The 12529-nt window shown below is 70.5% G+C and carries 10 protein-coding genes; 6 read left to right on the top strand and 4 right to left on the bottom strand.

The window, feature by feature from the left end; genetic code table 11:
• Positions 1–51: 51 nt before the first annotated feature.
• The 3 genes from QM782_RS10505 to QM782_RS10495 form a co-directional block, all read right to left on the bottom strand.
• Positions 52–1035: a helix-turn-helix transcriptional regulator gene (locus tag QM782_RS10505; RefSeq protein WP_415202862.1), complete on the bottom strand. Its 984-nt coding sequence runs from the start codon at positions 1033–1035 to the stop codon at positions 52–54.
• A 253-nt stretch (positions 1036–1288) separates the two neighbouring features.
• The gene (locus QM782_RS10500) at positions 1289–3142 is read right to left on the bottom strand and encodes a subtype B tannase (RefSeq protein WP_415202861.1); all 1854 of its coding nucleotides are present in this window, start codon (positions 3140–3142) and stop codon (positions 1289–1291) included.
• A 68-nt stretch (positions 3143–3210) separates the two neighbouring features.
• On the bottom strand, positions 3211–4566 hold the full coding sequence (locus QM782_RS10495) for a gallate dioxygenase (RefSeq protein ID WP_415202860.1): 1356 nt from the start codon (positions 4564–4566) through the stop codon (positions 3211–3213).
• A 119-nt stretch (positions 4567–4685) separates the two neighbouring features.
• Here QM782_RS10495 and QM782_RS10490 point away from each other — a divergent pair, with 119 nt between their 5' ends.
• Entirely contained in the window at positions 4686–5594 is a 909-nt protein-coding gene (locus tag QM782_RS10490) for a LysR family transcriptional regulator (protein ID WP_415202859.1), read from the top strand.
• A gap of 66 nt (positions 5595–5660) precedes the next feature.
• Here the strand turns inward: QM782_RS10490 and QM782_RS10485 are convergent, their stop codons facing one another.
• Positions 5661–6326 (bottom strand): TetR family transcriptional regulator, encoded by a 666-nt coding sequence (locus tag QM782_RS10485; RefSeq protein ID WP_415202858.1) that lies wholly within the window; start codon positions 6324–6326, stop codon positions 5661–5663.
• Positions 6327–6500: 174 nt separating this feature from the next.
• Here QM782_RS10485 and QM782_RS10480 point away from each other — a divergent pair, with 174 nt between their 5' ends.
• From QM782_RS10480 to QM782_RS10460, 5 genes are all read left to right on the top strand, one after another.
• Positions 6501–7736, top strand: a complete 1236-nt coding sequence (locus tag QM782_RS10480; RefSeq protein ID WP_415202857.1) for an MFS transporter — start codon at positions 6501–6503, stop codon at positions 7734–7736.
• 47 nt (positions 7737–7783) lie between these two features.
• Positions 7784–8590 carry a cyclase family protein gene (locus QM782_RS10475; RefSeq protein WP_415202856.1) on the top strand — a complete coding sequence of 269 codons (807 nt, stop codon included), beginning with the start codon at positions 7784–7786 and terminating at the stop codon, positions 8588–8590.
• Between the two features lie 65 nt (positions 8591–8655).
• A complete protein-coding gene (locus QM782_RS10470; RefSeq protein WP_415202855.1) occupies positions 8656–9582 on the top strand; it encodes a 3-keto-5-aminohexanoate cleavage protein in 927 nt (308 codons plus the stop codon).
• 87 nt (positions 9583–9669) lie between these two features.
• A complete protein-coding gene (locus tag QM782_RS10465; RefSeq protein WP_415202854.1) occupies positions 9670–10461 on the top strand; it encodes a 3-hydroxybutyrate dehydrogenase in 792 nt (263 codons plus the stop codon).
• A 13-nt stretch (positions 10462–10474) separates the two neighbouring features.
• The gene (locus tag QM782_RS10460; RefSeq protein WP_415202853.1) at positions 10475–12520 is read left to right on the top strand and encodes an acyl CoA:acetate/3-ketoacid CoA transferase; all 2046 of its coding nucleotides are present in this window, start codon (positions 10475–10477) and stop codon (positions 12518–12520) included.
• Positions 12521–12529: the final 9 nt, after the last annotated feature.

The following is a 12529-nucleotide window of genomic DNA, read 5'->3' as shown; positions in this document are numbered from 1 at the left end:
CGCCTCTCAGGCTCACCAAATGACCCTCGCCCCGGCTCTTTCCCTGATCTTTCATCCAGCCTCCCCCATCCTGCGCAGCCCCTCCCGCAATCGCTGCCGCACCTCGTCGGCCAGTTCCTCCGGCCACAGCACCTCCACCTCCGGCACGTGGCGCAGGATGTCCATGACCAGTTCGCGGTCGTCGGTGTACGGCAGATCCAGCAGCCAGTGGCCGTGCGCGTCGTAGCGGCCGCGCTGGTCGCCGTGCCATCGCTCGGCCGCCACCCAGCGCGCGCGTTCCGGCGTGAAGCGCAGCCGCGCCCAGCGAATCTCGTGGCCAGCGAAGACGCCGTAGCCCTTGGCCAGCAGGTCGTCCAGATCGGCGTCGGCCATGTCGTGGGCGACGGCCTCCAGCACCTGCGCGCGCTCGACCGCATCGAGGCTGAAGCGGCGCAGTTGCTCGCGTCGGTGGCACCAGGCGTCCAGGTACCAGTTGTCGCGGTAGTGCACCAAGCGCTGCGGCGAGACCTCGCGCTCCTCGACCCGCCCATGGCTGCGCGCCCGGTAGACGATGCACAGCCGGCGACGCCGCAGCACGGCGTGGGCCGCCGACTGGAAATGCGGCAGTTCCAGCCGGCGCGCGCCCAGCGCCAGCACGCGGATGCGCCGGGCCACGTCCACCGGCGCGCGCAACCCCTTGTCGAGCAGCCGGCCGAGGCGCTGCTGCAGCGCCGCCACCTGCGCGCCCAGCAGGCCACCGGGCTCCAGCTGCGACAGCAGGTGCTGCATGCTCAGCAGCGCGTGGATCTCGTCCTCGCGCAGCGGCACGCCCAGCGTGTAGCCGCTGCCCGCCCTGGCCGCGGCGGCGTCGAGCCGCCAGCCGCCACGCGCGCGGTCGAAGCCGATCGGCATTCCGCAGCGGTCGCGCAGGTAGGCGATGTCGCGCTTGAGCGTCGCCTCCGAAACCTCGAACTCCGCGAGCAATCCCCGCTTGCTCAGCGTCTGCCCCGCGTCCAGCCTGTTCTTGATCTTGTGGTGCCGTTCCGTCTGTGCCATGTGCGTCCACGTCGGTGTGCAACGCGGACCATGGTAGGCGGGCCGCCGCGCCGGCCTGCGGCCCGGAGCGACCGGACGTCGCACGCGCCACCGCGCCGGTCACCGAGGCAACGGGGCGCCACGGCCTCGCCCGCCCGCGTCAATGCCCTGCCGCCGCGCCCAGCGCCGGCCGCGCCGCGGCGCGCTGCGTGCCCGGCACGACCGCGCCGGCGATGGCCGCCGGCACGGCCAGAGGGATGGAACGCGCCGCCCGTCAGTTGCCGGCGGCCAGCCGCTGGTCGATCCAGGCGAAGGCGTTCAGCACGTCGTAGTTGCCGGCATGCCCCTGGTCCCAGTGCAGCGCAAAGTCCACATCGCCGACCTTGGCGTCCGCCTTCAGCGCGCGGCTGAGGTTGTACGCCACGGTGAAGGACGTGTCGCGGTCGCGCGCGCCGACGCGGATGCGCCAGTGCTTCGTGATGCCGTCGGTCTTGCCGACGTAGGGCAGCGCATTGATCATCTTGTACTGGTTCAGCAGGAAGGCCTGCTGCGGGTTGGCGGCCCAGGTGTAGCCGCTCTTCGCCAGGCCGACGTCGCTTTGCGTGGCGTTGACGGCGTCGCCCCCGTTGTTGTTGTTCCAGGCGTATTCGGTGAAGTTGGAATAGACCTGGGCCGCGGTGCCGAACAGGTTGGACTCGCCGCCGCTGTAGTTGCCGTAGATGACGGCGCCGGCCTGGGTGGTGTCGGCCGTGGCGGTCGTCGCGAGGGCGGGGGTCTGGCCGACCTGGTCGAATGCCGGCACGGCCTTGAGCCGGGCCTGCTTGGCGACGAACTTCAGGTAGTTCGACATGTCGAAGTGCGTGACCGTGCCGCTCGCGTCCACGTCGATGAAGTCGTTCTGGTAGTACAGGGTCCCGCTGCCGCCGGCCACGCCGTTGGCGGCGGCCGTCCCGTAGGCGTTGTAGGCGACGATGCTCTTGCCGGACTGGACGTACGCGCTGGCGGCCTTCTTGAACTCGGTCTGCAGGGCCGCCAGCATGTTGTCGGCGGTCAGCGCCGTGCCGTCCTCGTTCTTCAGGCCCAGGCCGGCCTGGTAGGCGACGAACTGGTTCATCAGCGCGGCGCTGCCGGCGGGGTCGGGGTTCGAGGCGCGGACGAGCTCGTTGCCGCTCGCATCGACGATCAGCCCGGCCTTCTGGTCCGCCGAGACCAGCGCGCGCGTCCCCAGCACGTTGAACATCCATTCGTAGGCCAGGTCGGCGCTGCCCATGTCCTGGATCGGGCAGTAGGCGACGATGGCGAACACGCTGTCGCTGATCGAGCTCTTGCCGTTGGCGTCGATGCCGGCCGCGCCGACGGCTTGCAGGTAGGAGAAGTAGTCCGCGCTGTCGCCCGCGGCGCCGAGCTGCGTGCTCTGCGCGCCCCCGCCGCTGGTGCCGTTCACCACGATGCGGCTGGCGTTGCCCGGCATGAGGTTGTCGTTCAGGCGCAGGTAGCGCACGGCGGCCTTGGCGTCGACGATGGCGGCCGGCGCCTTGCCCTGGTAGATGCCGTCGTCGTAGACGCCGGCGGGGGCGGTGGCGCCGCGGCTGCGCGAGGCCATGTTGATGTACACGAAGCCGCGGGCGAGCGCGGCGCCTCTCTTGTCGGTATCGCTGGTGCTGACGTAGGTGCCGCCGTTGACGATGTCGGCGCCGGCGTAGTTGGCGTTGGTGATCGGGGCCGAGCCATCCCAGCCGCCCTTGCCGCCCTGGTAGCTGGCCAGCCAGCCGGCGTTGTTGACGTTCAGCAAGATGGCGTTGTCCTGCCTGGCCGCGTCCACCTCGCGCACGAAGATGTTCATGTTCTGGTAGCCGCAGGCCTGGTTGTCCACCGCGCCGGCGGACTGCGTGGGCGCCAGCCGCATCGGCTTGCCGACGTAGCACACCTCCCGGTACCAGCGCACCGGCGTGCTCACGCCGTCGAGCGTGACCGTGATCGTCGTGTACTTGGTCTTGTCGAAGGCCAGCGCGCTGTCGTAGACGCCTGGACTGTCGCCGTCGCCGCCGCCGCAGGCGGTCATGAGGCCGGCGGCCGAGATCGCGGCGATGGAGGCCGCAAGTGCGCGCGGCTTGAATTGGGAATGCATGGAAGTCTCCTGGGCCCGTGGGGCTGGTTGATGGAATCGTGGTTTTTCCGGAGCCGGCGCACGGCGTGTCACGCCGCGGGCTCGGCGTCCCAGGCCAGCGGCTGGCTGTCCTGGCCGGCGACCGAATACAGCGCCTTGGTGTTGCGCGTCTTCTGGAAGTCTTCGAGGCTTTCGCCGCGCATCGCGGCGTAGATGTGCAGGTTCGACACGCCGACCACCGCGCCCAGCTTCTCCAGCAGGAAGAAGATGACGCCGTGTTGGATCAGGCCGCGCCAGTTGCGCGCGCGCACCAGGCGCCGCTCCTCGTCGGCCAGGCCGGCCGCGCGCATGGCGCCGTCCTCGTCGGCCAGGAAGCGCGCGCGCTGCGCCGGGTCGATCAGCCCGTGCAGGAAGTGGTTGAGCCGGTAGCCCTGCACGCTGCGCGCCAGCGTGAACGGGTAGGTGCCCGCCAGCGCCTCGGCGCCGGCCAGCTGCTCGGCCACGCGGCGGCGGTGGCGCTCGGCCGCGCCGGCCGGCATCTCCTGCTGCACCGGCTCGTAGATCGCGGTGGCGATGCCGGTCATCGACGGCAGGTAGTAGCTGCGGTGCAGGCACCGCACCTGGCCGGCCAGCGCGCCGCGCATGACCAGCCACATGATGACCTCGGCGCCCTCCATGCCGCCCAGCGCGGCGTACTCGGCATGGGTGATGCCGGCCAGCGCCTCGGGATCGCGCTCGAACAGGTCCAGGAAGTGCGCGTCCCACTCGGGGTTGTTGAAGCCGGCGCGCTCGCCGTGCACCTGGTGCGACAGGCCGCCGGTGGCGACGATGGCGACCCGCAGGTCCTCGGGCCAGCTCTCGATGGCGCGGCGCAGCGCCTGGCCGAGCCGCCAGCAGCGGCGCGCGGTCGGGATCGGGAACTGCAGCACGCCGACCTGCAGTGGCACCAGCCGCACCGGCCAGGCCGGGTCGTCGCAGTCCCCGCGCGCTTCGCGCTGCGGTGCCGAGCTCCTCGGGTCGGCCCGGCGGTGCCCGTGCGGGCACATCACCGACAGCGGCGAGAAGATGCCGTGGTCCAGCGCCCTGTGCTGGAAGAACGCCATGTCGAACTCCTCGGCCATCAGGCTGTGGCCGATGTGCGCGGCCAGCGCCGGATGGCCGGCGATCGGCGGCAGGTCGCGCGCGCCGCCGCCCTCGTCGGCCACGCTCCAGGCCTCGCCGATGCCGAGCGCGAAGGCCGAGTAATGGTCGAAGAAGAACGAGGTGACGTGGTCGTTGTAGACCATCAGCAGCACGTCGGGCCGCTGCGCGGCGATCCAGTCCTGCACCGGGGCGAAGGCGTCGAAGATCGGCGCCCAGTCCGGGTCGTGGCGCTTGCCGCGGTCGAAGGCGAAGCCGATGGTGGGGGTGTGCGATGCGGCGATGCCGCCGATGATCTGGGCCATGGATGTGCGGGACCGTTGAGGTGGGTCAAGGACGACGGGACGCACTGTAGGCAGCGCTGCCGGCGCGGAGAAGATGGCGGAATCGGAGGCGCGATAGCCGCTGGTTATCATGGTTTTCCATGGGGACGATCAAGCTCGCGGCGCTGCAGGCGCTGCTCGCCGCCACCGACGAGGGCAGCCTGCGCGGGGCCGCGCGCAGGCTCGGCGTGTCGCAGCCGGCCGTGACCAAGGCCGTGCGCGAGCTGGAGCGCGCGGTGGGCGCGCCGGTGCTGCAGCGCTCGACGGCCGGCGTGTTCCCGACGGCGCAGGGCAAGGTGCTGCTGGAGCACGGCCGGCGCGCGCTGCGCGAGCTGGACGACGCGCAGTCGCAGATCGACCAGCTGGGCGGCCGCATGCTCGGCACGCTGTCCGTCAGCGCCGTGCCGCTGGCGGTGCTGCTGCTGATCCCCGAGACCATGCGCACCTTCGGCCGCGACTATCCGGACATCCAACTGCAGGTGCGCGAGGAGCTGTACGTGGCGCAGCTGACACAGCTGCGCGCGGGCGAGGTGGACGTGATCGTGGGCCCGGTGCCGGCCAGCCTGCCGGCGGGCGAGTTCGAGGTCGAGGCGCTGATGCCGATCGAGATGGCGGTGGTCGTCGGCAAGGGCAACCCGCTGGCGCGCACGCGCTCGCTGCGCCAGCTCGCGCAGGCGCGCTGGGTGTTCACCAGCCTGACCGGCAAGTCGGGCTACGCGCGCCAGCTGTTCGAGCTGCACGGGCTGGTGCCGCCCTCGCCGGCGGCGGTGGTCAATTCCACGCTGACGCTGCTGGCGCTGCTGACGCAGGGCGACTACGTGGGGCTGATGCCGATGCCGATCGCGCAGCACCCGCTGGCCGCGCAGTTCATGGCCGTGGTGCCGATCCGCGAGGGCCACCTGCCGCTGGCACTGGGCGCGATCGTGCGCCGCGGCGCACTGCTCAAGCCGGCGCTGCGGCACTTCGTGGCGCACCTGCACCGGGCGGCGGCGCAGGTGCGCCGCAGCTGATCAGCCGGGCGGCACGGCGGACGCGCCGCCCGAGCGAACGGGGATCACCCCACCGCAGGCGCCCGGTCACGGCCGGGCGCCCCCCGCCTGCATGCCCGCGACGATGAAGCGGATCAGGTAGTCGGCCTTGTGTTCCAGGTCGCCCGTATGGGTCTGGCCCTCGGAGATGCGCTCGATGCGGCGGTCGAACACGCTCATCACCAGGGCGCCCACGGCGTACAGGTAGGCCCAGTGCGCATAGTGGGGATCCTGCTGCGGCAGCGCCTTGCGGATCGCCCGGATGAACTCGACGGCGAAGGGGTCGAAATAGTCGGCCACGATGCCGCGCTCGGCCTCGCGCGGGTCCGACGCTTCCCGTGCCACCAGCTTGGCGTAGGCCATGCCCGCTTCGCCGCGCTGGGCCTGCAGCACCGGCAGCACGAAAGCGCGCACGATGTGCTCCAGCGGATCGGCGCCCGGCGCCATCGGCGCATGCAGCGCCGCCAGGCGCGCGTCCAGCAGCGCCTTGAAGCGGACGAACAGGGCGCGATACAGGTTCTGCTTGGTCTCGAAGTGGTAGACGATCAGCGGCAGGCCGACGCCGGCCTGCGCGGCGATGTCGCGCATGGACACGCCGTCGTACCCGCCCTTGGCGAACAGCGCCTCTGCCGCATCCAGGATCCGGTCGCGCTTGCTCAGGGTGGCCTCGTTCCGGGCAGGGGCTGTGCGCTTTGACAAGGGCTTGTCGGGCATGCATCTCCTTCATGAAGCCCCGGAATTCTAGGGAGCCGGCGTCCGGCCCCTCGCCACGCGGGTTTCCCCTAGAAAACAGAAAACTGACTGCTCGTACAGTCCGTTCTTCCCGAAACTGACTGATCGATCGTGCAGTGCCCTCCCCACAGCGGCATGCACCAGGAGACAACCACCATGCCCCCCTCCCCATCCACGTTGAAATGGCGCGTGCTGACCGGCTACTTCCTGAGCTACATGTTCGATGCGGTGGACATCATCATCCTCGCGATCGCCATGCCGGCCATCACGGCATCCCTGCAGATCGGCCCGGCGCAGGCCGGGCTGCTGGTCACGGCCACGCTGCTCGGCGTGGGCCTGAGCGGCCTGGTCATGGGCCCGCTGGCCGACCGGTGGGGCCGCCGCGCCGTGCTGCTGCTGTCGCTGGCGGGCTTCGGCGTGCTCACGATGGCCATCGCCGCCGCCACCGACTGGCGCCAGGTGCTGGTGCTGCGCTTTCTCTCCGGGCTGGGCCTGGGCAGCGTCTGGGGCATCGCCGCCGCGCATGTGAACGAGACCTGGCCGGTCCACCAGCGCGCGCGGGCCACGTCCTTCGTGCTCAGTTCGTTCTCGATCGGCGCGGCCGTGGCGTCGGCCGCGGCGGCCTACGTGCTGCCCACGCATGGCTGGCGCGTGCTGTTCTTCGTCTGCGGCGCCGCAGTCGTGATCGCCATGGCCTACGTCTGGCTGCGCGTGCCCGAGTCCGAGGCCTGGCAGGCCGAGCAGCAGCGCAAGCGCAGCGGCCAGCAGCAGGCCGCGGGAAGCCAGGGCATCGCCTCGCTGTTCTCCCCGGCCCTGCTGCGCGTGACGCTGCTGGGCACGCTGACCTCGGCGCTGGCGCTGGCCGCTTACTGGGGCGCGAGCACCTGGCTGCCGACCTTCCTGGTGAAGGAGCGCGGGCTGGACATGGGCACCATGGCGCGCTTCCTGATCTTGCTCAACATCGGCATGTTCGTCGGCTACAACGCCTTCGGCTACATCGCCGACCGCATCGGCAAGAAGAAGGCCCTGATCCTGTCGCTGGTCTGCTCCGGCCTGCTGCTGCCGCTCTACGTGCAGGCCACCGACCACACGCTCCTGCTGCTCCTCGGCCCGGTGTACGCCTTCTTCATGTCGTTCGCAGGGCTGATGGGCTCGTATTTCGCGGAACTGTTCCCCACCCAGGTACGGGCCACGGGAACGGGCTTCTGCTTCAACGTGGGACGCGGCTTCTCCGCGTTCGCGCCGCTGCTGCTGGGCTCGATGTCCAGCGCCTTCGGCTTCGGCCCGAGCATCGCCGTGTGCGGCGGCGTAGTCTTGGCTGCCGCGCTCGTGGTGGCGATGCTGCCACCCGGCGAAGCCGTGCCCCCGGAAGAAGCCGTTGCCGCGCACTGAACACGGCCGGTTCTGTTCCCTCCCCCCAATGAAAAGGAGTCCCCGCCATGCCCCGCAAATTCGTCGATCTGTCGATCTACCTTGAAAACGACGTGATCTCGGACCCGCCGCCCTTCGCGCCCAAGATCCAGTACTTCACCCACGAGACCACGGTCGAGCAGATCGCGCCGTTCTTCCCCGGCCTGAAGAAGGAAGACCTGCCCGACGGCGAAGGCTGGGCCGTGGAGCAGATCAACCTGTCCACCCACAACGGCACGCACCTGGACGCGCCCTTTCACTTCCACAGCACCATGGACAAGGCGCTGGGCGAGAAAAAGCGCGCCTGGACCATCGACGAGGTGCCGCTGGAGTGGTGCTTCCAGCCCGGCGTGAAGCTGGACTTCCGCCACTTCGCCGACGGCTACGTGGTGACCGCCGCCGACGTGCAGGCCGAGCTCGCGCGCATCGGCCACACGCTGCAGCCGCTGGAGATCGTGGTGGTCAACACGCGCGCCGGCAGCCGCTACGGCCACGACGATTTCGTCTCCACCGGCTGCGGCATGGGCTACGGGGCCACCATGTACCTGCTCGAGCGCGGCGTGCGCCTGACCGGCACCGACGCCTGGAGCTGGGACGCCCCGTTCGTGCACACCGCCGAGAAGTACGCCGCCACGCACGACGCCGGCCTGATCTGGGAGGGCCACAAGGCCGGGCGCGACATCGGCTACTGCCACCTGGAGAAGCTGCACAACCTGGAGGCGCTGCCGCCCGACGGCTTCTTCATCAGCTGCTTTCCGCACAAGATCCGCAACGCCTCGGCCGGCTGGACGCGCGCCGTGGCCATCTTCGACGACGCCTTGATGGCCGCGCGCTGAGCGCGGGCGCGTCGGCAGCGCCTGCTTCGTCCCCCCTTCATCCCCCTCTTCAGGACTATCCATCCATGAGCAAGACCATCATCAGCTGCGCCATCACCGGCTCCGTGCACACGCCCACGATGTCGCCGTACCTGCCCTGCACCCCCGAGGAGATCGCCGAGCAGAGCATCGCCGCGGCCAAGGCGGGCGCCGCCATCATCCACCTGCACGCGCGCAACCCGGCGGACGGCAGCCCCTCGCCCGCGGCCGAGGTGTACATGCAGTTCCTGCCGCGCATCGCCGAGCAGACCGACGCGGTGCTCAACATCACCACCGGCGGCAGCGTGGCCATGACGCTGGACCAGCGGCTCGAAGGCGCCCTGCGGGCCTCCTCGGAGATGGCCTCGCTGAACATGGGCTCGATCAACTTCGCCATGTTCCGCATGGCCGACAAGCCGCGCCAGTGGAAGCACGACTGGGAGGTGCCGTACCTGAAGTCCACCGAGGACGGCATCTTTCGCAACACCTTCCGCGACATCCGCTACATCCTGGAGACGCTGGGCCAGACGCACGGCACCAAGTTCGAGTTCGAGTGCTACGACATCGGCCACCTGTACAACCTGGCCTACTTCGTGGAGATCGGCCTGGTCAAGCCGCCGTTCCTGATCCAGTCGGTGTTCGGCGTGATGGGCGGCATCGGCGCCGACCCGGAGAACGTGCTGCTGATGAAGCAGACGGCCGACCGGCTGTTCGGCAAGGACTACGTCTGGTCGCTGTTCGCCGCCGGCCGCCAGCAGATGCCCTTCGTGACCATGGGCGCGGTGATGGGCGCCAACGTGCGCGTGGGCCTGGAGGACAACCTGTACATGGGCCGCGGCCAGCTCGCCACCTCCAACGCCGAGCAGGTGGCCAAGATCGGCCGCATCCTGACCGAGCTGGGCCTGGACATCGCCACCCCAGACGAGGCGCGACAGATCCTGCAGCTCAAGGGCCGTGCCAACGTCGCGTTCTGAACCACAGGCCCTGGAGGCAGCCGCCAGCGCTGATGTTCCAGCTGTGGCCGACGTTGAAAACAAGCGAACTCCCCAAGAGGCAAGGCCATGATTCAAACCATTCAAGGCAAGGTGGCCCTCGTCACGGGCTCGACCAGCGGCATCGGGCTGGCCGTGGCCCGGCAATTGGCCCAGGCGGGCGCCGGCGTGGTGCTCAACGGCTTGGGCGATGCCGCCCAGATCGAGCGGCTGCGCGCCTCGCTGGCCGAGGAATACGGCGTGCCCGTGCGCTACAGCGGCGCCGACATGTCGCGGCCCGAGCAGATCGCCGAGATGGTGGCCACCGCCGAGCGCGAACTCGGCGCGGTGGACATCCTGGTCAACAACGCCGGCATCCAGCACGTGGCGCCGGTGGACGAGTTCCCGCAGGCCAAGTGGGAGCAGATCCTGGCCATCAACCTGTCGTCCAACTTCCACGCCATCCGCGCCGCGCTGCCGGGCATGAAGTCGCGCGGCTGGGGCCGCATCGTCAACATCGCCTCGGCGCACGGCCTGGTCGCCTCGCCGTTCAAGTCGGCCTACGTGGCGGCCAAGCACGGCGTGGTGGGCTTGACCAAGACCGTGGCCCTGGAAGTCGCCGAGTCCGCGATCACCTGCAACGCCATCTGCCCCGGCTACGTGAAGACCCCGCTGGTCGAAGGCCAGGTCCGCGACCAGGCCAAGGCCCACGGCCTGAGCGAGGAGCGCGTGGTGCGCGAAGTCATCCTGGCCTCGCAGCCCAACAAGCGCTTCGTCGAAGCGCAGGCCATCGGCGACATCGTGCTGTTCCTGTGCTCGCCCGCGGCCGATGCCATCACCGGCATCGCGCTGCCGGTCGAAGGCGGCTGGACCGCGCGCTGACCAGGAGCCCGCCATGGCCCGCACGCCCCGCGCCCCCACCATCCCCTTCGAGCACCGCGACCGCGGCAAGCTCGTCGCCGCCGAGGCGGCCGTGCGCCTGATCCGCCCCGGCGACACGCTCGCCACCGGCGGCTTCGTCGGCATCGGCTTCCCCGAAGCGGTGGCGGCGGCCCTGGAAGCGCTGTACCTCGACCCGGACGTGCCCGCGGACGAGAAGCCGGCGGACCTGACGCTCATGTACGCAGCCGGCCAAGGCGACGGAAAGGCGTGCGGGCTGAACCGGCTGGGCCATGCCGGCCTGGTCCGGCGCGCCATCGGCGGCCACTGGGGACTGGTGCCCAGGCTGCAGAAGCTGGCGCTGGACAACGCGATCGAGGCCTACAACCTGCCGCAGGGCGTGATCACGCACCTGTTCCGCGACATCGCCGCCGGCAAGCCCGGGCACCTGAGCCGCATCGGCCTGGGCACCTTCGTCGACCCGCGCCACGGCGGCGGCAAGCTCAACGCGCGCACCACCGAGGACCTGGTGGAGCTGATGCAGCTGCGCGGCCAGGAATACCTGTTCTACCCGGCGCTGCCCATCGACGTGGCCATCGTGCGCGGCACCACGGCCGACCCCGAGGGCAACATCACCATGGAGCGCGAGGCGCTGACGCTGGAGATGCTGTCCATCGCCATGGCCGCGCGCAACAGCGGCGGGCTGGTGATCGCGCAGGTCGAACGGCTGGCCGCGCGCAGCTCGCTCAACCCGCGGCAGGTGAAGATCCCCGGCATCCTGGTCGACTGCGTGGTGCTGGCGCCGCCCGAGCAGCACCGCCAGACCTTCGGGACCACCTACAGCGCCGCCTACGCCGGCGAGCTGCGCGTGCCGGACGACACGGCGCAGCCGATGCCGCTGGACCTGCGCAAGGTGATCGCCCGCCGCGCCGCCATGGAGCTGCGTGCCGGCAGCGTGGTCAACCTGGGCATCGGCATGCCCGAGGGCGTGGCGGCGGTGGCGGCCGAGGAGAAGATCGCCGAGCTGTTCACCCTGACGGCCGAGCCCGGCGTGATCGGCGGCATCCCGGCCGGCGGCCTGGACTTCGGTGCCGCCCTGAACGCCCAGGCCATCATCGACCAGCCCTACCAGTTCGACTTCTACGACGGCGGCGGACTGGACGTGGCGGTGCTCGGCCTGGCGCAGGCCGACGCCGAGGGCAATGTCAACGTCTCCAAGTTCGGGCCGCGCCTGGCCGGCGCAGGCGGCTTCATCAACATCAGCCAGAGCGCCAAGAAGGTGGTCTACACCGGCACCTTCCTCACCGGGGCCTGCGAGATCGACGTGACGCCCGAAGGACTGTGCATCCGCCGTGATGCGCGGGCGCGAAAGTTCGTGTCGGAAGTGGAGCACCGCACTTTCTCGGGCCGGCATGCCGCCGCGCAGGGCAAGGAGGTGCTGTACGTGACCGAGCGCTGCGTGCTGGAGCTGCGCGCCGACGGCCTGGTGCTGACCGAGATCGCGCCCGGGGTCGACCTGGAGCGTGACGTGCTGGCCCACATGGCCTTTCGCCCGCGCATCGAGGGGCCCAGGCTGATGGATGCGCGCATCTTCCGCGACGCGCCGATGGAGCTGCGCAAGCGCCTGGTGGGCCTGCCGTTCGAGGCGCGCTTCGCCTATGACGCCGCGAAGAACGTGCTGTACCTGAACTTCGAGCGCCTGGAGATCAAGACCGCGCAGAGCGTGGACGCCATCGGCGCGAAGGTCGCCCAGCTCTGCGAGCCGCTGCTCGCCCAGGGCCGGCGCGTGCAGGCCGTCGTCAACTACGAGGGCTTCGAGCTCGAGCGCGACCTGGAGGACCGCTACGCCGAGATGGTGCGCGAGTGCGTGCAGCGCTACTACGCCGGCGTCACCCGCTTCACCACCAGCGCCTTCATGCGCGCCAAGCTCGGCCAGGCCCTGGCGCGCCGCAGGCTCGCGCCCCATATCTTCGAGAGCCAGGAGGAGGCCCTGGACACGCTGGCCACGCTGCGGTCCGCAGGGGCCGGCGGCGCGGCCGACGGGCCGGGCACCGGACGCTGAACGGGACCG

It is taken from the genome of Pseudorhodoferax sp. (genome assembly GCF_047601025.1).
GTDB lineage: Bacteria > Pseudomonadota > Gammaproteobacteria > Burkholderiales > Burkholderiaceae_C > Pseudorhodoferax.
This window is presented reverse-complemented; position numbering and strand designations above follow the sequence as displayed.